Genomic DNA, 21,351 nt, shown 5'->3' with positions numbered 1-21,351 from the left:
CAGGACCGCCCCGGGAGGCCCCCATGACCGCTTTGCGCAAGCTCGACCGCCGCATGACCGTGGAGGAGTTCCTGGCCTGGGACTCCGGTGACGATCTGGTCTGGGAACTGATCGACGGCTACCCGGTGCTGCGCGACTACGATCCGGCGACCGGCCAGGCCTCGCCCAGCCCGGACCACGGCGCCGTCACGGCCGCGCTGGGTCGGTTGATCGGCAATGCGCTGGCCGCCCGGAAGCACCCCTGCCGGCTGGAGATCGGCTCCGGCGTGGACCATGGCCGCCGGGACCGCGACTTCCGCATCCCCGATCTGCTGGTCCGCTGCGGCCGCACCCCGGCCGGGCCGGGCGAGCCGGTGCTGGTGGTGGAGGTGCTGTCGCCCGCCAACACGGCCTCGGAGATGCACCGCAAGCACGCCTTCTTCAAGGCGACCCCGTCGATCCGGGAGATCGTGGAACTGGAGCAGGACGAGGCCGCCTGCACCGTCCTGCGCCGCGTGCCGGGCCGGGCGAGCCCCGGCGACGCCGGGGGAGAGGGGGCCGACGTCTGGTTGCAGGAACGGCTGGCGGGTCCGGACGCCGTGCTGCGCCTGGACAGCATCGACGCCGCGATCCCGCTGGCGGAGGTCTACCGCGGCATCCTGGAGGACCCGGGCGACGATCCCGGGGAGTGATGGCCGGGATCCGGCCGCCCCGGCTTGACGCCCGCGGCCGTGGCGTCAACATGGCGGCAGGACGAACGCTTTACCGGGGCGATCATGGCGATCAGCCGCAGGGTGTCCACCAAGGTCCAGACAGTGCTGCCGCTCGCCGTCCGGGAACATCTCCGCATCCGGCCGGGGGACGAGATCGAGTACGACCTCCAGGAGGGCTATGCGATCCTGCGTCCCAAGCGGAGAGCGGCGCTGGCGGACGAGCCCTTTGCCCTGTTCACCGAGTGGGCCGGTCCTGCGGACGAGGAGGACTATGCCGACCTTTGAGCCGCTTGAGGTCGTCACGGTTCCTTTCCCGTTCGTCGAACGGCCGGTGCTCAAGCGTCGGCCAGCGGTCGTGATCTCCCGGCCCGTGCGGCAGGACCGTCTCGGGCTGATCTGGGTCGTGATGATCACGAGCGCCCGGAACGAGGCCTGGCCGGGCGACATTCCCGTCGCGGACATCACGTTGGCCGGGTTGTCCCGTCCATCCGTGATCCGGCCCTGCAAGATGTCCGTGATCGAACCCGCCGAGATCCGCGCCATCGGCCGGCTCGATGCGGACGGGATCGACGCGTTGACGCGGGCCCTGGCGGAAATCCTTCCCCCGCTCCAGCCCCCTGCGCTCCGTCCTTGACGCGCTGCCGCAGGGGGGGAATGGTGCCTCCCGACCGCGCCCTCACGACCACTGCTTTCGGGTTACCGCTTTGACCCCGCCTCCCAGCGCCCCCCTCGTCATCGCCATCGACGGTCCCGCCGCCAGCGGCAAGGGCACGCTTGCCCGTCGTCTCGCCGCCGCCCTGGGCTTCGCGCATCTCGACACCGGCGGTCTCTACCGCGCCGTCGGGCTGACCCTGCGCCGCGCCGGGCAGGACCCGGCCGATGCCGGGCTTGCGGCCCGGGCCGCGGCGGCGCTGACGCCGGGCGACATCGCCGGGCTGATGGCCGATCCGGAGCTGCGGACGGAGGCGACGGCGCAGGCGGCGTCGCTGGTCTCGGTCGTGCCGGCGGTGCGCCAGGCGCTGCTGGATTTCCAGCGCGATTTCGCCGCGCGGCCGCCCGCGCTGGCCGGCGGAACAAGGGCCCGCGGTGCCGTTCTGGACGGCCGCGACATCGGCACCGTGGTCTGCCCCGGGGCGCAAGCGAAGCTCTATGTCACCGCTACGGTGGAAGTAAGGGCCGAGCGCCGACTCAAGGAGTTGCAGGGGCGGGGCGCTGTCGCTATATACGCCGACGTCCTGAAGGACATGAAGGATCGTGACGCGCGTGACAGCCAGCGGGCGGTGGCCCCGCTGAAGCCGGCTGCCGACGCGTATTTGCTTGACACGTCCTCGTTGGATGCCGACCAGGCCTTCGACGCAGCCATGACCTTCGTCCGCGCGAAGCCGGCGTTCAACGGACGCTGATCCTCACGCTGATCCGGTCCTTCGGGACAGGCCGCCGTCCATCGCCCTTCCGGGGTGCGGGCGCGGCTCGCCGCCCGGTCCCGCGTGACCGGGCACCACCCTCCGGTCGCAAGGCCGGGGACAACCCGTTCGGCGTTCCGGGAGAATCCCCGGGGTTCCGGGCACAACCCAAGCCGCCGGGCGTGGTGCCCGGCGCGGCGGTGCCAGATCCTCCCTTCCGGCTCGGGCGTGCCGGCGCGGGTGGTCCGGGTGCCGCTCCAGGTTCCACCCAAGGAGTTCCAATGGCCCAGGTTTCCGCCAAGTCCAGCCCGGCCGCCGGCGCCGCCGCCGGCAAGGAGAGCTTCGCCGCTCTTCTCGAAGAGTCCTTCGGCACCGCCGACAGCCTGGAAGGCACCGTCGTCAAGGGGCGCATCCTCTCGATCGACAACGACATGGTTCTGATCGACGTCGGCCTGAAGTCCGAAGGCCGCGTCGCGCTCAAGGAGTTCGCGGTTCCCGGCCAGCCGGTCGAACTGAAGGCGGGCGACACCGTCGAGGTGTACCTGGAGCGCATGGAGGACAAGAACGGCGAGGCCGTGCTGTCCCGCGAGAAGGCGAAGCGCGAAGAAGCCTGGACCCTGCTGGAGAAGTCGTTCAACGACCAGGCCCGCGTGACGGGCGTGATCTTCGGCCGCGTGAAGGGTGGCTTCACCGTCGATCTCAACGGCGCCGTGGCGTTCCTGCCGGGCAGCCAGGTCGACATCCGGCCGGTGCGCGACATCAGCCCGCTGCTGGGCACGCCGCAGCCCTTCCAGATCCTCAAGATGGACCGCAGCCGCGGCAACATCGTCGTCTCCCGCCGCGCCGTGCTGGAAGAGAGCCGGGCCGAGGCGCGCAGCGAGCTGGTCGCCAACCTCAAGGAAGGCCAGGTCCTGCAGGGCGTCGTCAAGAACATCACCGACTACGGTGCGTTCGTCGATCTGGGCGGCGTTGACGGCCTGCTGCATGTCACCGACATCGCGTGGCGCCGCATCAACCACCCGTCCGAGGCGCTGCAGATCGGCCAGACCGTCACGGTCCAGGTCATCCGCTTCAACCCGGAGACCCAGCGCATCAGCCTCGGCATGAAGCAGCTCGAGGCCGATCCGTGGGAGGGCGTGGAAGCCAAGTACCCGGTCCAGGCCAAGTTCAAGGGCCGCGTCACCAACATCACCGACTACGGCGCCTTCGTGGAGCTGGAGCCGGGCATCGAGGGTCTGGTCCACGTCTCCGAGATGAGCTGGACCAAGAAGAACGTCCACCCGGGCAAGATCGTCTCCACCTCCCAGGAGGTCGAGGTGATGGTCCTGGACGTCGATCCGGTGAAGCGCCGCATCAGCCTCGGCCTGAAGCAGACGATGCAGAACCCGTGGGAGTCCTTCGTCGAGAAGTTCCCCGGCGGCACCGAGCTGGAAGGCGAGGTCAAGAACATCACCGAGTTCGGCCTGTTCGTGGGCCTGCCCGGCGACATCGACGGCATGGTCCACCTGTCCGACCTGGACTGGAACACCCCGGGCGAGCAGGCCATCCAGACCTACAAGAAGGGCGATCAGGTCAAGGTCAAGGTTCTCGACGTTGACGTCGAGAAGGAGCGCATCTCCCTGGGCATCAAGCAGCTCGCGGGCGATCCGTTCGAGACCGCCGTCGCCGGCGTCAAGAAGGGCGACGTGGTGACCTGCACGGTCACCCAGGTCACCGAGGGCGGCATCGAGGTCGAGGTGGGCGAAGGCTTCACCGGCTTCATCCGCAAGTCCGACCTGTCCCGCGACCGCTCCGAGCAGCGGCCCGACCGCTTCGCCATCGGCGAGAAGGTCGATGCCAAGGTCACCCAGATCGACCGCGGCAGCCGCAAGATCACCCTCTCCATCAAGGCCAAGGAGGTCGAGGAGGAGAAGCAGGCGATGCAGGAGTTCGGCTCGTCCGACAGCGGCGCCTCGCTGGGCGACATCCTGGGTGCGGCGCTCAAGCGCAAGCAGCAGGTCGGCGAGGAGTAATCCCGCCGGTTCCGGTTCCGGCGGCCGCTTCAGGGCGGGCGCCGGCAGAAGAGACGAAGGCCGTCCCGGGAAACCGGGGCGGCCTTCGCTTTTGCGGCCCGCCGCCTCTCCGACCGCCGCCGCTTCCGCCGCCGGCCGCCGGGTGTCCGGAAAAATCCCAGCGCCTTGAAAGGCTTACCCTTGCGCATCGGGAAGCCCTCCGGCAATGTGTGCGGAAATTGCGCGGTGGCCCGGGTGCCTGCATGCCGACCGGCATCGGGTCGCGCCGGAGAAATCTGCCCGCACCCTGGGGGGGGTAGCCAGATGACCAAGTCCGAACTGATCCTGCGCCTTGCTGAGCGCAACCCGCACCTGTACCAGCGCGACGTGGAGAAGATCGTCACCACGATCTTCGACGAGATCACCGACGCCCTGGCTCGCGGTGACCGGGTCGAGCTGCGTGGATTCGGCGCCTTTTCCGTGAAGAAGCGCGACGCCCGCCTGGGCCGCAACCCGCGGACCGGGGAGACGGTGGACGTGAACCAGAAGTTCATCCCGTTCTTCAAGACGGGCAAGCAGCTCCGCGAGCGGCTGAACACCGACTGATACCGCCGCCGGCGGCGCTCCGTCCGGCCGGGTCCGGCGGGCCATTCTGCCGCGCCGGGCCGGCCGGGTGCCACTTTCGGCGTTTCTCCCTTATCGCGGGCATTGACAGCGCGGCGGCCTGTGGCGACCCTTGCGCCGGAGGGGGCATGTCCGCCCCCCGTCCATCCTGCCGCCCGTCTAGCCGCAAGAAGGTGCCCCGGTGCGCCACCTGACCTGGATCATCACCCTGCCCGTGGCCCTTCTGGCCCTGTCCTTTTCGGTCAGCAACATGCAGACCGTGACCATCCTGCTGTGGCCGCTGCCCTGGAGCATGGAGCTGCCGCTCTACGCCCTGGTCCTGGTCGCCATGGTGGTCAGCTTCTTCGCCGGCGGCCTGACCGCCTGGCTGGGCGGCCACGGCCAGCGCAAGGCGGCCCGCCAGCAGAAGCGGCGCGCGGACAGGCTGGAGCGCGATCTCGTCGCCGCCCAGGTCCGCGCCGGCGAGGCGGAGGCGCGGCTGGCCGCGCGGGAGGCGGTGCCCGTCGCCGTCACCACCCGGCTGCCCGCCCTGGTGCCCTGACGGGCACCCCTTTCCGGACAGGCCGCTCGTTGCCGACGGGCCTGCGAACCGGCGGGTTCTAGACCGGCGGCCTGTAATCCCGGCCGGTCCGGCGCCGTCAGGGGGCCGGAGTCGCGGGCGGCGGCACGGGCCGGGCCGGGCGGCGGCGCTTCTGCCAGCGGTCCAGCAGCGTGTCGAAGGGCTTCAGCATCCGGCCCTGAAGTCCCGGATCGCCCTCCAGCCGGCCCAGCGCGAAGGCCCCCGCCTCCAGGGTGGAGACGCTTTCGCGCCGCGGTTCCTTGCGCACATTGCCGTAGGCGGACCGGAAGTCGGGGTGGATGACCACGCGGCGCAGCTTCAGCAGCCACGCATTCCGCCACCACAGCGTCTTCGCCTGGGACCAGGTGCCGTCCAGCAGCACCAGCCCCTCCAGGTCCGCCAGCACGGCGTCGCTGTCGGGCAGGGGGGCGCCCTTGCGGTCCACCACGGCGATGCCGCCGCGTGGCACCCGCGCCACGTCCTCCTTGCTGCCCATGTGCAGCACGCCCCAGCGGCGCGGATCGGCCGGCCGGCCCAGTGCCTTGGCCATGTTGGGCCAGGACAGGCCGACGCGCAGCACCGCCCCCTCGACCTGCGCGGTCAGCAGCCGCGCCGTGCCCAGTTCCACATCCTGTTCCTGCGGATGTTGCAGGACCAGAAGCCCCAGCCGTGTGCGGGCCGGGGTCAGCTCGGGGCAGAGGCAGAGATCGACGGCGCGCTTGCCACAGGCGCAGCGCTCGTCATCGGGGGTCGTCGGTGTCACGGTCGTCATGGGGCGGGACCATAGCCCAGGTCGCGCCGCTTGGGCAGACCTGTCCGCGGGGGCGGGGACCGCGGGCGCCGCAGGGCGGCCCGGCGGAAAGGCATGGCCCCGCCCCGGCGGTCCGGCGCTCCGGCGGTCAGTGCGCCTCCGCCCAGTTCGGGGCCCAGCCGGCCTCCGCCACCAGGGGCACGCCCAGGCCGGCGGCCCCCTCCATCACGCCGCGGACGACGGCGGCCGTCTCCTCCACCTGCGCTTCGGGCACCTCGAACAGCAGTTCGTCGTGGACCTGGAGCAGCATGGCGGCATCCAGCTTCGCCGCCGCCAGCGCCGGCTCGATCCGGGCCATGGCGCGCTTGATGATGTCGGCGGCCGTGCCCTGGATGGGCGCGTTGATGGCCTGCCGCTCGGCATAGGCGCGGCGGGCGGGGGCCTTCTCCCGGATGCCCTGGATCCAGCACCGGCGGCCCAGCAGGGTGGTGACGTAGCCGTGTTCGCGGGCGAAGGCCTTGGTCGTCTCCATGTAGGTCTGCAACTCGGGGAAGCGCTCGAAATACTGTCTGATGAAGGCGCCCGCCTCGCCCGGCGTGATGCCGAGCTGGCGGCCCAGCCCGAAGCCGGAGATGCCGTAGATGATCCCGAAGTTGATCGCCTTGGCCTTGCGCCGGATCTCCGAGGTCATCTGGTCCAGCGGCACGCCGAAGACCTGGCTGGCGGTCATGGCGTGGATGTCGATGCCGTCGTGGAAGGCCCGGCGCAGGGCCGGCACGCCCGCCATCTCCGCCACCAGCCGCAGTTCGATCTGGCTGTAGTCCACCGACAGCAGCAGGTGCCCCGGCCGCGCCACGAAGGCGCGGCGGATCTTGCGCCCCTCCTCGGTGCGGATGGGGATGTTCTGCAGGTTCGGATCGGTGGAGGAGAGCCGCCCGGTTGCCGTGGCGGCCAGCGCGAAGCTGGTATGGACGCGGCCGGTGCGGGCGTCGATCTGCTCGGCCAGGGCGTCGGTGTAGGTGGATTTCAGCTTGGCGAGCTGGCGCCAGTCCAGCACCTTCTGCGCGATCTCCACGCCCTGCTCGGCCAGCCCCTCCAGCACGCCGGAATCCGTGCCCCAGGCGCCGGACTTGCCCTTGGACCCGCCGGGCAGCTTCATCTCGTCGAACAGGATCTCGCCAAGCTGCTTGGGGCTGCCGACATTGAAGGCGCGCGGGGCCAGCTTCTGGATCTCCGCCTCCATCTCCAGCATGCGCTGGGCGAAGTCGGACGACATCTGGCGCAGCACGGCGCGGTCCACCAGCACGCCGCGGCTTTCCATGCGGGCGACGACGGGCACCAGCGGCCGCTCGACCGTCTCATAGAGCGTGACCATGTGCTGGCGCACCAGGTCGTGCTTCAGGACGCGGTGCAGCCGCAGGGTGATGTCCGCGTCCTCCGCGGCGTAGTCGCGGGCCTTGTCCAGCGGCACCCGGTCGAAGGTGATGCGGGACTTCCCGGTGCCGGTGACCTCGTCGTACTTGATCGTGGTATGGCCCAGGTGGCGCAGCGCCAGCTCGTCCATGCCGTGCCCGTGCAGGCCCGTGCCCAGCACGTAGGAGATCAGCATGGTGTCGTCGATCGGCGCCATGGCGATGCCGTGCCGGGCGAAGATCTGCCAGTCGAACTTGACGTTCTGCCCCACCTTCAGGACCGCGGGGTCCTCCAGCAGCGGCTTCAGCCGGGCCAGGGCGTCCGCCAGCGCGATCTGCGGCGGCGGCGGCGGGGTGCCGCCCAGATCCAGCCCGCCCGTCGCCCCCTTGGGCGTGGCCGGGTCGATGTGCTGCACGGGGATGTAGCAGGCGCGGCCGGGCTCCACGGAGAGGGAGATGCCGACCAGCCCGGCGCTGACGGGCGTCAGCCCGTCCGTCTCCGTGTCCACGGCGACGGTGCCGGCCTCGCGCGCCCGCTCGATCCAGCGGTCGAGCGCGTCCAGATCCTGCACCAGCTCGTACTCGACCCGCTCCGGCTGCGGCGCGACGCCGTCGTCGCGGGCTTCCGGCACGGGGGTCGCGGCGGGGGCGTAGCTGCGGCTGTCCAGCGCGGTGCGCACGTCCGTGCGCGGCGCCCTGCCGGCGGGGGCCGGGGCGGGGGCCGCACCGTCCACCAGGGTGCCGTCGGCCGCCAGCTCCGCCTCTACCTTGTGGATGACGGAGCGGAAGCCCTGCACCTTCAGCCAGTCGATCAGCTTGTGGTGGTCGGGCTCGCGCACGCGCAGCCGGTCCAGCGGCACCGGCACCGGCACCGCGTCGTCCAGCCGGACCAGCCGCTTGGAGATGCGGGCCAGCTCGGCATTCTCCAGCAGCTTCTGCCGCCGTCCGGCCTGCCGGATCTCGCCCGCCCGCTCCAGCAGCGTCTCCAGGTCGCCGTATTCGGTGATGAGCTGGGCCGCGGTCTTGACACCGATGCCGGGCACGCCGGGCACGTTGTCCACGCTGTCGCCGGCCAGCGCCTGCACGTCCACCACCTTCTCCGGCGGCACGCCGAACTTCTCCGCCACCTCCTCCGGCCCGATCAGCCGGCCCTTCATCGGGTCCATCAGGCGCACGCCGTCGCGGACGAGCTGCATCAGGTCCTTGTCGGAACTGACGACGGTGACCGGCCGTCCCTGCTCGCGGGCCAGCCGGGCATAGGTGGCGATCAGGTCGTCGGCCTCGTAGCCTTCCAGTTCCAGGCAGGGCAGGCAGAAGGCGTCCACCGCCTCGCGGATGATGGCGAACTGCGGCCGCAGGTCCTCCGGCGGTTCCGGCCGGTTGGCCTTGTAGTCGGGATAGAACTCGTTGCGGAAGTTCAGCCGCTTGGCGTCGAAGATCACGGCCACGGCCTCGGCCTTCAGCTCCGCCAGCAGCTTCATCAGCATGTTGGTGAAGCCCAGCACGGCGTTCACCGGGGTGCCGTCCGGCCGGTTCAGGGGCGGCAGCGCGTGGTAGGCGCGGAAGATGAAGCCCGACCCGTCCACCAGATAGAGCGCCTCCGGCGAGGTGTTCACCGCCTCGGGGGAGGGGATGTCGGAGGGCGTGGCAGTCGTTTCCGGTGCGGCGGTTTCCGGGGTAGCAGTGTCCGGGGCGGTCATGATCGGCGGTCCGGCTTCGGGCTTTCGGGGCTGCACCATGGCCCAAGCCCGGGGCCGAGTCGAGAGCGGCCCCGTTCCGCCGGAACGGGGCCGCGCCGACCGCCCGGTCAGAAGCGGTAGCGGGCAGCCACCGAGATGATGTCCACGTTGCTCTCGAAATGGCCGGTCAGGCGGTTGCCCGTCCCGGTCGTCTGGTTGACCGTGGCGTCCGCCACGAACAGGTGGGCGTAGCCGGCATCCACGGTCAGCGACTCCAGCGGCTGCCAGGACAGGCCGGCGGTCAGCCAGGTGCGCTCCTCGTCCGGGATGCGCGGGGTGCGGTATTCCCCTTGCGCGGCGCGGCCGTCATGGGCGGCACCGACGCGCAGGGTCAGGTCATCCCGGTAGGCATAGGTGGCGCCCACGGCGAAGAACCAGGTGTCGTTGTAGAACTGCTCGTCCACCGAGACCGGCTGTGCCGGGTTGGCGAACACGACCCGGATCTCCTTGAACTCGCTCCAGTCCGTCCAGGAGGCGGTGGCGTGCAGGCCGAGCCGGCCCAGGTCCTGGCTGACGGAGAAGTCGATCGACTGCGGCGTGGTGACGTCGGCGGTGGCGTCCGACTCCGGCTGGAACGCCTGCACGCCCACGGCCGTGAACACGGTGCGGACGGACGTCGGCACGGTGAACTTGCCGGTGCCCTCCAGCGTGTGGTCGATCTTGGAGTGGTAGGACAGGCCGAAGCGGGTGCCGGGCACCGGCTCGAACAGCAGGCCCAGGTTCCAGCCCCAGCCCCAGTCGTCGCCCTGCACCTTGGCCATGCCGTCCGCTGACTGCGGCAGGAAGCCGGGCACGCGCAGGTTCGCCAGGATGGCGCCGAAATCCACGGCGTTGGTCAGTTCGGCCTCGGCACGCTGCACCGAGATGCCGCCGCCGACGGAGAGCTGCGGCATCAGCCGGTAGGCGCCGGCGAGATTGACGTTCGCCGTCTCCAGGGTGGACTTCACGGCATGGTAGCGGCCGGTCCAGTCGTCATCATAGTCCGTCTCCAGCCCGTAGGGGGCGGTGGCAGACAGGGCAAGGCGCCAGTCCTGCCCCTCCGGCGCATAGACCAGGAAGGCGGCCGGCAGCGGCAGCGGGTCCTTCGAGCCCTCGGCCTCACCGCTGATCGGGCGGCCGATGGCGTCGCTGCTGGTGCCCTTGAACTTGGTGCTGGGCACGATCAGGCTCAGCGCCGCCTCGGCGCCGGAGCGCTGGATGTAGGTCAGGCCGGCCGGGTTGTTCACGGCGGTGGACAGGTCGCGCGGGTCGGACGCCAGTCCGGCAAACGCCGTGCCCAGCAGGGCGCTGCTGTTCTCGCGGATCTGGAAGCCGGCGGCGTGGGCACCGGACGGCAGGGAAACGACGGTCGCAAGCGCGGTCGCGGCAAGCAAGCCGCCGGCAAGGGCGGCGCTCCGGCCGGAGCGGGAGGGAGAGACAATGGTCATCTTCTTGGGCTTACCCATGTCAGTAGGGCTCTTGCACTGAGGTCGGCCGTTCGGAAGCGGCTCTCATGGTTCGGCGCCGCGTCGTCCGGCGCCACCCCGGGGGGCTCCCCGGCCGGCTTGCGTCGAAAGACTGTCGCGGCGACATCGCGGTTCAAGCACGACGGTACGGCGCATGACAAGCAGAACCTGGGGCGGCTGGGAATGCGGCGCTTAATCCTAGCGTCGGATGTTTATTCCGAAACAACGGATTCCAGGGGTCCGTCGTTCCCGCCGGGATGGGCTTTCCCGCCCGATCCGGCGCATCGTCCGGAGGCGGGGTGCGACGAAACGGCCCTCTCTGGGACGGCACCTCCCGGGGTGGCCCCTCCCGGCGTGGCCCCTCCCGGCGTGGCCCCTCCAGGCGTGGCCCCTCCCGGCGTGGCCCCTCCCGGCGTGGCCCCTCCCGGCGTGGGAAGACCGAAGGACACCCGGGTCCAGCGGCCCAGCTCGCTCTCGATCCGCAGCATGCCGCCCATCCGCTCCACCAGGCCGCGGCTGATGGCGAGCCCCAGGCCCAGCCCGGGGGCAGAGGCGCGGCGCTTGTCGCCGACTTGCACGAAGGGCTGGCCCAGCAGCGGCAGCTTGTCCGCGGGGACGCCGCAGCCGGTATCCTCGACCGTGAAGCGGACCTGACCGGGAACCGCCCGGTCCAGCCCGACCGTGACGGTGACGCGGCCGCCCTTGGGGGTGAACTTGCCGGCATTGCCCAGCAGGTTGGTCAGGATCTGCTGTACGGCGCGGCGGTCCGCCGCCACCCGGGGCAGGTCGGGGGCGACAGCCACCTCCAGCTCGATCCCCTTGTCCCGGAGGGAGGGACCCAGCATCCGCACGGCGTCCGAGGTCAGACCGTCCGGCGGACAGGGTTCGATCTCCAGCTCGATCCGGTTGGCCTCGATCCGGGCCAGATCCAGCAGGTCGCTGATGAGCGCCAGCAGGTGGGTGCCGGCCTGGGCCACGTCGGCGGCGTATTCCCGCCGCTTCTCGGGGTCGATGTGTTCGTCGGTGTCGGTGGCGACCAGTTCGGAGAAACCGATGATGGCGTTGAGCGGCGTCCGCAGTTCGTGGCTGAGCGCGGCCAGGAAGCGGTTCTTGGCGTGGTTCGCCGCCTGCGCGGCCTTGAGCTGTTCGCCCACCTCGTCCGCGAGCGCGCGCAGGTCGGCCTTCTGCTGCTCGATCACCGTCATGTCCTTCAGCGCCGCGACGACCATGGGCTGGCCGTCGATCAGCGTGGCGGACAGGGTGACCAGCACGGGGAACAGGCTGCCGTCGCGCTTGCGGCCCTGCACCGCGCGCCAGCCGGCCATCTGGCGGCGGGCGTCGGGTTCCTCCGTCTTGAAGAAGGCGCGGGCCAGCCGGCCGTGCGTCTCCGCCTGGCCCTCGGGCAGCAGCACGTCCACCGTCTGGCCGACGATGCTGTCCGCCGGCCAGCCGAACAGCGCCTCGGCGGCACGGTTTACCCGCGTGATGCGCAGGTCCCGGTCCACGGTCATGATGCCGTCGGGCACGGCCGCCAGGATCGCCTCGATCTGGCCGCGGTAGTCCAGGGCCTGCTCCAGGGTGCGGCGCTCCTCCGTCACGTCCAGGTGGGTGCCGACCATGCGCAGGGCCCGCCCGGCGCTGTCGCGGCCCATGATGCGGCCGCTGTCGCGCACCCAGACCCAGTGGCCGGCCTTGTGCCGCATGCGGATGTCGCAGGCGTAGAGCGGGCTGCGGCCGGCGAAGACATCCTCCAGCAGGGTCTCGGCCTTCTCCAGGTCCTGCGGGTGGACCAGCCGGCGCCAGGTGGCGATGCTGACCGGCTGCAGCTCGGCCAGGGTGTAGCCCACGATACCGGCCCAGCGCTCGTTGATGATCAGCACGCCGGTCTGCGGGTTCCAGTCCCAGATGCCCACGCCGGTGCCGGCGATGACCTGGTCCATGCGCTCCTTCTGGTCGCGCAGTTCGGCCCGCACCAGCCGCATGTGCCGCTCGACCAGCGCCCATTTCTCCTCGGCGCGGCGGGCGCGCAGCAGCGCCGTTGCCGTCGTCACCAGGGGCTGCAACGCTTCGATCTGGCCGGGATCGTAGCCGCCGGGCCGGTTGCCCAGGGCGACCAGCCCGGTGAAGACCGGCGGCGCCATGATCGGAATGCCCAGGAAGGCGGTCAGCGGGGCCGGGCCGTCGCCGGCCGACCCGGTCGGGGCCGGTGTATTCTCCAGAAGGGCGCTGCCTTTCCGCATCACCCGGCCGACCGGCCCGTCGAAGGGCGCCAGGGCCGCCACCTGCCGCTCGCCGGCGTCCGGGCCGCCCCCCTCGGTTCCTGGTCCCGCCAGCGCCATGGGGCAGAGGAAGGGGGAAGGGCCGGCATTGCCGAACACCTCCCCGATCAGGCCGCAGGGACTGCCGGTCGCTTCGCGGAAGGCGTTCAGGATGCGTGCGAACAGGGTAGCCGTCCCCACCCCGGCCAGGGCATCGGCCTGGAGGCGGGTGATCACCTCCAGCAGCGTGGTGCCGCCGCTGCCGGACGGCAGCGGCCAGGGGCTGCCGTCAGCCATGGCCGGGCCGTCCGACAGGCGGCACTGGAGGGAGATGGGCGCGGACACGCATGGGGCCCTCGAACGAGATGCCCCAGGGTGGTGGAGGTCCGGTTAATGGACCCTTAAGATGGTGTTGAGGTGCTGGCGGGTCGCGTATTAGCTGCGGCCGATGCGCGGGCTCAGCCGACCGCCAGCAGCCGCTCCCCCAGTCCGGCCAGCAGGCTGTGCCGCTCCGCGCCCTCGATGATCCGGATCAGCGCCATCAGCCAGTGCACCTCGCCCTCGGCATCGACCAGCGGCAGCACCACCCGGTCGTAGACGATGGGTCCCAGTCCCGTCTCGAAGGAGATGCGGGTCAGCACGGGCTGCCGCGACACCACCACCTGTCGGCAGACATCGTGGGCATGCTCAAGCGATTCACCCGTTTCGATCTCGCTCAGCATCCGCCCGGTGGCATCGCCGCCATAGGCATCCACCAGCGCCGTGCCGAACAGTCGGAAGCGGTAGCGGTCGCCGGGCAGAACGTCCAGCAGGCAGATATGGGGCAGCAGGTCGCCCGGAAGTTCATAGGGGCGGATCCTGTCCTTGCGGGCCGGCCCCCCGGGTGACAGCGTGCGGATGTGAGCGAGCAGGCGGCGACAGGCTTCCGTCGCCTCGCTTTCCGCCAGGGTGACGGCGATGGTGGGCCGCGACGGGCCGGCGTCGTGGCGGGGGCGGAAACGGTTCACCGGAACCTTCCAGAAAAATTGCATCAACTTGTATGTTATCGGAACGTCAGATCGGGAGCACGCGCCGAAACGTCATCCTGTCCTTGCGCAGTAGGCCCGGCTCCGGGCCGGCGATCGGCTCCCGGCGACGGGCGCGCCGCTGCCATCGTGGCAGCCCGGGGGTTCACCTGCCGGCCGGGAGCGTGTATCTCCGGAAGTCCAACCCGCAGGGAGGCCCCGCCATGGCCGAGGACCAGACCCACGCCGCCCCGACCGCCGCCCCGCCTCCGGGGGAGCCGCCGCTCCGGGTGGCCGTCATCCCCGTCACGCCGTTCGCGCAGAACTGTTCGCTGCTCTGGTGTACAGCCACGCGGCGGGCGGCCGTGGTGGACCCGGGCGGCGGCGTGCCGACCATCCTGGAGGCGGTGCGCCGGCATGGCCTGACGGTGGAGCGCATCCTGGTCACGCACGGCCATGTCGATCATGCCGCCGCCGTGGCCGATCTCGCGGAGCGGCTGAAGGTCCCCGTCGAGGGGCCGGGGCGGCAGGACGATTACTGGATTGCGGAGCTGGCCGGCCACGGTGCCGCCTATGGCATGCCCTATGCCCGGCCCTTCACGCCCGACCGCTGGCTCGGCGATGGCGACACGGTGACGGTGGGGGCGCTGACGCTCCAGGTCCTGCACTGCCCGGGCCACACGCCGGGGCATGTGGTCTTCTTCCACGCCCCGTCGCGCTTCGCCGTGGTGGGCGACGTGCTGTTCAGGGGATCGGTCGGGCGGACCGACTTTCCCGGCGGCAGCTTCGAAGCACTGGCCGCCTCGATCCGTGGCAAGCTGTTCCCGCTCGGCGACGATGTGACCTTCCTGCCCGGCCACGGCGAAACCTCGACCTTCGGCCAGGAACGCCAGGGCAACCCCTTCGTCTCCGACCAGGCCGTCCGCGGGCAGGGATGAGGCCGCGGCATCGCAGGTGGAGGGTTGCGGACCCTGTCCATCAGGGTTACTTCTTCTGGCTGTGATATCAGGCTCAGCGCGCTGTCAGGATGGGTGCAACTCTCACCTTCGATCTCTATATCGATGACAGTGGCAGCCGTCTGCCCGACAGGGTTGAGCCCCTGCACCGGGCGGATGGCGTCGATGCTTTCGCCCTGGGCGGTTTCATGATTCCTGCCGAACAGACGGGAATAGTGCGCGCGGAGGTTACGGACCTGGTTGGTCGCTACGATCTCGCAGGACCGCTGCATTCCCACGAGATCCGGTGCCGGAAGGGCGCCTTTGCCTGGCTGGGGCAGGATCGGGACCGCGCAGCCCGCTTCCAGGCCGATCTCTCCGATCTGATCGCCCGCCTGCCGGTCCATGTGACGGCCTGCGTGGTCCATCGGCCGGGCTACAATGCCCGTTATCGAGCTCTCTATGGCGACGGGCGCTGGAGGCTCTGCCGGTCCGCCTACCAGATACTCGTCGAGCGATGTGCCAAGATTGCAGCAGCGCAGGGCCGCATGCTCAAGGTGTTCGTGGAGGCCTGCGGCAAGCGGGAAGACAGGGATATCCGAGACTACCACGCCCGCCTGATCCAGACCGGGGCGGACTTCGACAAGGGAACGTCCGGAAAATACGATCCGCTTCTTGCAAGCGGTTTCGCCCGGACGCTGGTCAGGAATCCCACGTTCATTCGGAAATCCAACCCGATGGGGCAGGTCGCGGACATCCTGCTCTGGCCCGTCGTGAAGGGGCGTTACGATCCGGACTATCTGCCGTTCCGGCATCTGGACGCGCACCGCAAACTCATCGACCTGACCCTGGCGGATGGACTGTTGAATTGCGGGATAAAATATTACTGCTTCGATCCCGAAGCTCCGGTAGCGACATCCGCTGGAACGGAAGGAAGCACCACCCTTGAAAAGACAAAGGGCCCGGAAATCTCCGAGCCCCTTCCCCCGCCGTCTACGACGACGCCCGGTCGCAATTGACCATAATGTGATTCTAGGTGCGTCTGCCCTGGATCGTCAAGGCCAGGGTCGGAGGGCCGGAATCGCGCCGCCTTCGCTTGACCTTCCCTGTCCCTTGGGCTCCCCGCGCGGAACGCAGCAGGGGGCGGCGGCGGTGCCGGGTCAGGGGCCGTCCGCCTGAACCGGCGCCGGACCGGGACCGCGCGGGTGGCCGCTCCCCTCGGGGCCGGCCACCCGCGCAGGTTCCTTACTGCGCGGGGCCGGACTGCAGGGTGCCGGTGACGCTGCCGCCGTCGGCGATGCTGATGCGGCCGTAGCGGACGGTGCCGTCCACCAGACCCGTCTCCCCGATGGAGAGGGTGCCCGACACCTCGATGGTGCCGCTGGCCCGGCCCTGGACCCGCATGCTCTCGACCTTGGCGGTGCCCTCGAACTGGCCGCCTTCGGCCACGTCCAGCACCTTCACGTCCACCAGGGTGACGTCCACCAGCCGGCCGGCCACATGGAGCGTGTCGCAGTGCGAGATGGTCGCGCCCTCGATCCGCGCCTCGGCGGAGATCGTGGTGACGCCGCCCGGCTTCACCGGCTGCGGCGCCGGTTCGGCGGCGCCGTTGGCACCGGGACGCGGGAAACTGCGCGGATCGAGGATGTCGGTCGGCATCGGCAAGGCTATCTCCCCAAAGGGCGGTCGCATGATCCAACGGCCCCGCCCGGTCGGAGTTATTCATAAGCGGAGCGGGTTAATTCCGCAAGAATAGACCACTTCCGGGGGACTGCCCTGAGCTTGTCGCGCCCCTCCCGCGATTGACACGGCCCCCGCAGCGCACAATAGTCGCCGTTTTCCCGCCGCCGCAGGCATCCGGAGCGTCCGGACGCCGTCCGGGGCGGGGCTTCCGGCGCCGCAGTCCGGCGCCGCATCCCGAGGAGAGGAGCCGTGGTCCCTGTCGTCATGCCGACCTATGCGCGCATCGATGTGATCTTCGAGCGCGGCGAGGGCAGCTATCTCTGGGACACGGAAGGCCGACGATATCTGGACTTCACCAGCGGCATCGCCGTCAACGCGCTCGGCCACGCGCACCCCTATCTGGTGCAGAAGCTGACCGAGCAGGCGCACCGGCTCTGGCACACCTCCAACCTGTTCCGCGTCGCCGGGCAGGAGAGCCTGGCCCGGCGGCTGACGGCGCTGACCTTCGCGGACACGGTGTTCTTCACCAACTCCGGCGTCGAGGCGTGGGAATGCGCGGTCAAGACCGTGCGCAAGTACCATCATGAGACCGGCAACCCGCAGCGGACCCGCTTCATCGTGGCCGGCGGCGCCTTCCACGGCCGCACCACCACGGCCATCGCCGCCGCGAAGTCGGAGAAGATGGTCAAGGGCTTCGGCCCGCTGCTGGACGCCTTCGACCAGGTCGCGTTCAACAACCTGAACGAACTGCGCGCCGCCATCACGCCGGAGACCGGCGCCATCATGGTGGAGCCGATCCTGGGCGAGGGCGGCATCATCCCGGCCGATCTCGACTATCTGCGCGCCCTGCGCCGCACCGCCGACGAGTTCGGCCTGCTTCTCGTGTTCGACGAGATCCAGACCGGCGTCGGCCGCACCGGCCGGCTGTTCGCGCATGAATGGGCGGACGTGGCGCCCGATGTCATGTGCATCGCCAAGGGCATCGGCGGCGGCTTCCCGATGGGCGCCTGCCTCGCCACGGAGAAGGCCGCCGTCGGCATGACGGCCGGCACCCACGGCAGCACCTTCGGCGGCAACCCGCTGGCCATGGCCGTGGGCAACGCCGTGCTGGACGTGGTGACCGCGCCGGGCTTCCTGGAGCGGGTGGAGGAGACCGGCAGCCTGCTCCGGACCCGGCTGGAGGCGCTGGTGGAGCGCCACCCGACGGTGCTGGAGACGGCGCGCGGCCGCGGGCTGATGCTGGGCCTGCGCTGCGTCGTGCCGAACGCCGACTTGGTCACCCGCCTGCGCCTGAACGGCCTGCTGGTGGTCGGCGCCGCCGACAATGCCATCCGCATCCTGCCGCCCCTCATCGTGGGCGAGACGGAGATCGACGAAGCCGTCGCCATCCTCGACCGTACCTGCCGGGAGCTTGCCTCCCAGAATGGAACCGCAGCATGAGCCCCGCATCCAGCCGCAAGGTCCGCCACTTCATCGACATCCATCTGCTGGATGCCGGCAGCCTGCGAGGCATGCTGGACTACGCCGCGGCGCTGAAGCGGGCGAAGCAGCCCGAGAAGCCGCTGCTGGGCCGGACGCTGGCGCTGATCTTCGAGAAGCCCTCGACCCGCACCCGCGTCTCGTTCGAGGTCGGCATGCGCCAGCTCGGCGGCGAGGTCATCACCCTGACCGGCAAGGAGATCCAGCTCGGCCACGGTGAGACGATCGGGGACACGGCGCGGGTGCTCTCCCGCTTCGTGGACGCGATCATGCTGCGCACGGACGCCGAGGAGAAGCTGCACGAGATGGCGGAGGCCGCCAGCGTCCCCGTCATCAACGGCCTGACGGACAAATCGCATCCCGTGCAGATCATGGCCGACATCCTGACCTTCGAGGAGCGCAAGGGGCCGATCACCGGCAAGGTCGTCTGCTGGTCGGGCGACGCCAACAATGTCTGCGAGAGCTGGATCCACGCCGCCGTGCGCTTCGACTTCGAACTGCGCGTGGCCTGCCCGGCCGAACTGGCCCCCAGTGCCGAGACGCTGGAGTGGGTGCGCCGCAATGACGGCCGCGTCATCGTCACCCGGGATGCGGAGGCCGCGGTGGCCGGGGCCGACGCCGTCGTCACCGACACCTGGGTCAGCATGCACCACCAGGACGCCGAGCGCCGGCACGCCCTGCTGAAGCCCTATCAGGTGAACGAACGGCTGATGGGATTGGCGCAGAAGGACGCCATATTCATGCACTGTCTCCCGGCCCATCGGGACGAGGAGGTCTCCACCGCCGTCATCGACGGACCGCAGTCGGTCGTCTGGGACGAGGCGGAGAACCGCATGCACGCCCAGAAGGGCATCCTGGCCTGGTGTCTGAACACATGACCGATCCCACCCGCGCGGGCGGCGCCGACCCCGGTGCCGGCCGCGATCCCGCCCGCGATCCGGACCGCGTGACCGCGGACCTGGACGTGGTGCAGCCGTTCCAGCTCGACCGCTCCAGCCTGCGCGGACGCCTCGTCCGCCTGGGTCCGGCGCTGGACGAGATCCTGACCCGTCACGCCTATCCCGATCCCGTGGCGCTGCTGCTGGGCGAAACCATCACGCTCGGGGCGGCGCTGGCCTCCGCGCTCAAGTACGAGGGTATCTTCACCCTCCAGACCAAGGGCGACGGGCCGGTCTCCTTCACGGTGGCCGACGTGACCAGCGTCGGCGACCTGCGCGGCTATGCCAGCTTCGACGCCGACCGGCTGGCCGCGGCGGTGGCGGCCGGGGCCCCCGGCACGCTGCGCGACATGCTGGGCACGGGCTATCTCGCCTTCACCGTGGACCAGGGCGAGCACACGGAACGCTACCAGGGCATCGTCGAACTGGCCGGCGACAGCCTGGACGACGCCGTGCGCCACTATTTCCGTCAGTCCGAGCAGCTCGCCACCGGCATCAAGGTGGCGGTCGGCCGCGATTCCGCCGGCCGCTGGGTCGGTGGCGCCATCCTGGTGCAGGCCCTGCCGGAGGAAGGCGGGGCGCGGGGCGAGGCGGCCCGGCACTCCGACGTGGAGGAGGACGACTGGCGCCGCGCCATGGTGCTCTTGGGCTCCTGCACGGAGGCCGAGCTGCTGGACGCGCGGCTGCCGGTCAACGACCTGCTGTTCCGCCTGTTCCATGAGGAGGGCGCGCGGGTCTACACCCGCCACGCCCTGCGCGCCGCCTGCCGCTGCTCCCGCGGGCGGGTGGCCACGGCGCTGCGCTCGATCCCGCGCGGCGAGCTGGAGGACCTGAAGGTGGACGGCCGGGTCGCCGTCACCTGCGAATTCTGCAAGACCGAATACGGCTTCGACGACGCCGCCCTGGACGCCGTCTACGCCGACTGACCGTTTCCGGCCGCCGGGCGCTCCGCGAGGGGCGCCCGGAACCGCCGTCAGGGAACCAGGAAGAACCAGGCCGTCAGGCCTGCGCCCACGCTGACGACGAAGCGGCGCACCCATTCCACGGGCACCCGCTTGGCGACCACCACGCCCAGATAGCCGCCGGCGATGCAGGTCGCCATCACGATCAGCGCCGCCGGCCAGCGCACCAGCCCGTCCGCGATGAACAGGACGATGGCGATGCCGTTGATCAGGACGGACAGCAGCACCTTGGCCGCGTTGATGCGGTGGAAGTCGTCGCCCTCCGTCACCGCCAGCGCGGCCAGCATCAGGATGCCCATGCCGGCCCCGAAGAACCCGCCATAGATCGCCACCAGGAACTGGATCACGGCGCCCGCGATGTGGGAGACGGCGCCGCCCCCTCCTGCCGCTCCCGCCGCCTGCTCCGCCACCTGCTCCTGCCGCTCCCGCCGGCCGCGGGCGCGCAGATAGGCGGTCAGGCGCGGGCTGAAGGCGAACAGCAGGGTCGCCACCAGCAGCAGCCAGGGCACCAGCACGCGGAACTGGGCATCCTCCAGCCGCAGCAGCAGCCAGGCCCCGATGGCAGCCCCGGCCAGACTGACCACGCCCAGCAGGGCGAAACGGCGCCCGTGCGCCACCACTTCCTGCCGGTAGGCGGCCATGCTGGCGATGCTGCCGGGCCAGACGGCCACGGAGCTGGTGGCGTTGGCGGCGATCGGCGGGATGCCGACTCCGACCAGGGCGGAGAAGGTGAAGAAGGTGCCGCCGCCGGCCACGGCGTTGACCACGCCGGCCATCAGCCCGGCCCCGCCCAGCAGCAGCATGTCCGTCAGGGTCACGTCGCTTCCAGCCCCCCTGTATCCGCTGACGGAAAGCTAACGCGATTCCGGGTGCTCTGGAAACGGCCCCGGCCGCTCATCCGGACGGTTCCGGGGAACGGTTCAGGGGGATGGCGGCTCCAGCGGCGGGGGCAGGGGATGCTCGGCCGACTCCGCCTCGGCCGCGGTGGCGGGATCGGCCGCGTCCGGATCGGGGCGGGTCGCCCTCCGGTCCTCGTCCTCCGCCGCGCTCTCCGGGGCTGCCGGATCGTACCGCGGGGCGGGATCGGCCCGGTCCCGGTCGGCAGGCTGCGGTGTGGGCGGCTGCGGGGCGGGGAACTCCGGCGGCGGGGGCATGTCCTGCGCCCGGGCCGGGCCGGGGATGGCCGGCAGCAGCAGGACCAGGGATGCGGCGAGCAGGCGCGCGGGACGGCGGAGCAGGGAGCGGAGCAGGGACGGCTTGGGCGACGACATGGGCGGACTCCGGTGCGGCTCGGCCCGCAACAGGACGGGACGGGCGCGGTTCCCCGACCGCGGTGGCGTCATCGCATTTCCCGGCGCGAGCCGTCAGCGCATTTCCCGGCGCGAGCCTTGCCGCGGACGGGAGCGCGGGGCAGGATGCGGCCACGCTTCGGGGGAGCGGCCCCTCTTCCGGTCCGCTCCTGCCCGCCGTTCCGTC

20 protein-coding genes are annotated in these 21,351 nt (G+C 70.8%); 12 read left to right on the top strand and 8 right to left on the bottom strand.

Annotated features, from left to right (window positions below):
• The first annotated feature begins 23 nt into the window (after positions 1 to 23).
• The 7 genes from RC1_RS11945 (at position 24) to RC1_RS11915 (ending at position 5,251) form a co-directional block, all read left to right on the top strand.
• Positions 24 to 671: a Uma2 family endonuclease gene (locus RC1_RS11945; RefSeq protein ID WP_012567656.1), complete on the top strand. Its 648-nt coding sequence runs from the start codon at positions 24 to 26 to the stop codon at positions 669 to 671.
• An 84-nt stretch (positions 672 to 755) separates the two neighbouring features.
• The gene (locus RC1_RS11940; protein WP_041785337.1) at positions 756 to 977 is read left to right on the top strand and encodes an AbrB/MazE/SpoVT family DNA-binding domain-containing protein; all 222 of its coding nucleotides are present in this window, start codon (positions 756 to 758) and stop codon (positions 975 to 977) included.
• Positions 964 to 1,326 (top strand): type II toxin-antitoxin system PemK/MazF family toxin, encoded by a 363-nt coding sequence (locus RC1_RS11935; RefSeq protein WP_012567654.1) that lies wholly within the window; start codon positions 964 to 966, stop codon positions 1,324 to 1,326. The genes RC1_RS11940 and RC1_RS11935 overlap by 14 nt, the downstream gene beginning before the upstream one ends.
• 70 nt (positions 1,327 to 1,396) lie before the next feature.
• Positions 1,397 to 2,095: a (d)CMP kinase gene (gene cmk / locus RC1_RS11930; RefSeq protein ID WP_012567653.1), complete on the top strand. Its 699-nt coding sequence runs from the start codon at positions 1,397 to 1,399 to the stop codon at positions 2,093 to 2,095.
• Positions 2,096 to 2,376: 281 nt separating this feature from the next.
• A complete protein-coding gene (rpsA, locus tag RC1_RS11925; protein WP_012567652.1) occupies positions 2,377 to 4,107 on the top strand; it encodes a 30S ribosomal protein S1 in 1,731 nt (576 codons plus the stop codon).
• Positions 4,108 to 4,410: 303 nt separating this feature from the next.
• Entirely contained in the window at positions 4,411 to 4,692 is a 282-nt protein-coding gene (gene ihfB / locus RC1_RS11920; RefSeq protein ID WP_012567651.1) for an integration host factor subunit beta, read from the top strand.
• Positions 4,693 to 4,891: 199 nt separating this feature from the next.
• Positions 4,892 to 5,251 (top strand): lipopolysaccharide assembly protein LapA domain-containing protein, encoded by a 360-nt coding sequence (locus tag RC1_RS11915; RefSeq protein ID WP_012567650.1) that lies wholly within the window; start codon positions 4,892 to 4,894, stop codon positions 5,249 to 5,251.
• Positions 5,252 to 5,348: 97 nt separating this feature from the next.
• Here the strand turns inward: RC1_RS11915 and RC1_RS11910 are convergent, their stop codons facing one another.
• The 5 genes from RC1_RS11910 to RC1_RS11890 form a co-directional block, all read right to left on the bottom strand.
• Positions 5,349 to 6,041 carry a tRNA-uridine aminocarboxypropyltransferase gene (locus RC1_RS11910; RefSeq protein ID WP_012567649.1) on the bottom strand — a complete coding sequence of 231 codons (693 nt, stop codon included), beginning with the start codon at positions 6,039 to 6,041 and terminating at the stop codon, positions 5,349 to 5,351.
• A 127-nt stretch (positions 6,042 to 6,168) separates the two neighbouring features.
• Positions 6,169 to 9,132 (bottom strand): DNA polymerase I, encoded by a 2,964-nt coding sequence (polA, locus tag RC1_RS11905; RefSeq protein WP_012567648.1) that lies wholly within the window; start codon positions 9,130 to 9,132, stop codon positions 6,169 to 6,171.
• A 107-nt stretch (positions 9,133 to 9,239) separates the two neighbouring features.
• Entirely contained in the window at positions 9,240 to 10,616 is a 1,377-nt protein-coding gene (locus RC1_RS11900; protein WP_049766699.1) for an OmpP1/FadL family transporter, read from the bottom strand.
• A gap of 212 nt (positions 10,617 to 10,828) precedes the next feature.
• On the bottom strand, positions 10,829 to 13,171 hold the full coding sequence (locus RC1_RS11895) for a sensor histidine kinase (protein ID WP_012567646.1): 2,343 nt from the start codon (positions 13,169 to 13,171) through the stop codon (positions 10,829 to 10,831).
• Between the two features lie 161 nt (positions 13,172 to 13,332).
• The gene (locus RC1_RS11890; protein ID WP_184446311.1) at positions 13,333 to 13,881 is read right to left on the bottom strand and encodes a PAS domain-containing protein; all 549 of its coding nucleotides are present in this window, start codon (positions 13,879 to 13,881) and stop codon (positions 13,333 to 13,335) included.
• 221 nt (positions 13,882 to 14,102) lie between these two features.
• Between RC1_RS11890 and RC1_RS11885 the strand changes: the two genes are divergently transcribed.
• Together RC1_RS11885 and RC1_RS11880 are read left to right on the top strand one after the other, a co-directional pair.
• Positions 14,103 to 14,816 carry an MBL fold metallo-hydrolase gene (locus RC1_RS11885; RefSeq protein WP_012567644.1) on the top strand — a complete coding sequence of 238 codons (714 nt, stop codon included), beginning with the start codon at positions 14,103 to 14,105 and terminating at the stop codon, positions 14,814 to 14,816.
• An 89-nt stretch (positions 14,817 to 14,905) separates the two neighbouring features.
• On the top strand, positions 14,906 to 15,832 hold the full coding sequence (locus RC1_RS11880; RefSeq protein ID WP_012567643.1) for a DUF3800 domain-containing protein: 927 nt from the start codon (positions 14,906 to 14,908) through the stop codon (positions 15,830 to 15,832).
• A 226-nt stretch (positions 15,833 to 16,058) separates the two neighbouring features.
• On the opposite strand, the gene RC1_RS11875 is transcribed toward RC1_RS11880, so the two are convergent.
• On the bottom strand, positions 16,059 to 16,472 hold the full coding sequence (locus RC1_RS11875; RefSeq protein ID WP_012567642.1) for a bactofilin family protein: 414 nt from the start codon (positions 16,470 to 16,472) through the stop codon (positions 16,059 to 16,061).
• A 273-nt stretch (positions 16,473 to 16,745) separates the two neighbouring features.
• On the opposite strand from RC1_RS11875, the gene RC1_RS11870 reads away from it, so the two are divergent.
• The 3 genes from RC1_RS11870 to RC1_RS11860 are packed head-to-tail and all read left to right on the top strand — an operon-like array spanning position 16,746 to position 19,839.
• Positions 16,746 to 17,936, top strand: coding sequence for an aspartate aminotransferase family protein (locus RC1_RS11870; RefSeq protein WP_012567641.1), 1,191 nt, complete (start codon positions 16,746 to 16,748; stop codon positions 17,934 to 17,936).
• Positions 17,933 to 18,853, top strand: a complete 921-nt coding sequence (gene argF, locus RC1_RS11865; protein ID WP_012567640.1) for an ornithine carbamoyltransferase — start codon at positions 17,933 to 17,935, stop codon at positions 18,851 to 18,853. The genes RC1_RS11870 and argF overlap by 4 nt, the downstream gene beginning before the upstream one ends.
• The gene (locus tag RC1_RS11860) at positions 18,850 to 19,839 is read left to right on the top strand and encodes an Hsp33 family molecular chaperone HslO (protein ID WP_012567639.1); all 990 of its coding nucleotides are present in this window, start codon (positions 18,850 to 18,852) and stop codon (positions 19,837 to 19,839) included. The genes argF and RC1_RS11860 overlap by 4 nt, the downstream gene beginning before the upstream one ends.
• 47 nt (positions 19,840 to 19,886) lie before the next feature.
• On the opposite strand, the gene RC1_RS11855 is transcribed toward RC1_RS11860, so the two are convergent.
• A complete protein-coding gene (locus tag RC1_RS11855; RefSeq protein WP_012567638.1) occupies positions 19,887 to 20,693 on the bottom strand; it encodes a sulfite exporter TauE/SafE family protein in 807 nt (268 codons plus the stop codon).
• 102 nt (positions 20,694 to 20,795) lie between these two features.
• Positions 20,796 to 21,146 carry a hypothetical protein gene (locus tag RC1_RS11850; RefSeq protein ID WP_012567637.1) on the bottom strand — a complete coding sequence of 117 codons (351 nt, stop codon included), beginning with the start codon at positions 21,144 to 21,146 and terminating at the stop codon, positions 20,796 to 20,798.
• Positions 21,147 to 21,351: the final 205 nt, after the last annotated feature.

The sequence above is a fragment of the Rhodospirillum centenum SW genome (assembly GCF_000016185.1).
Lineage (GTDB): Bacteria > Pseudomonadota > Alphaproteobacteria > Azospirillales > Azospirillaceae > Rhodocista > Rhodocista centena.
Note: the sequence above shows the minus strand (reverse complement) of the source record. Positions and strands in the feature narration are given on the sequence as shown.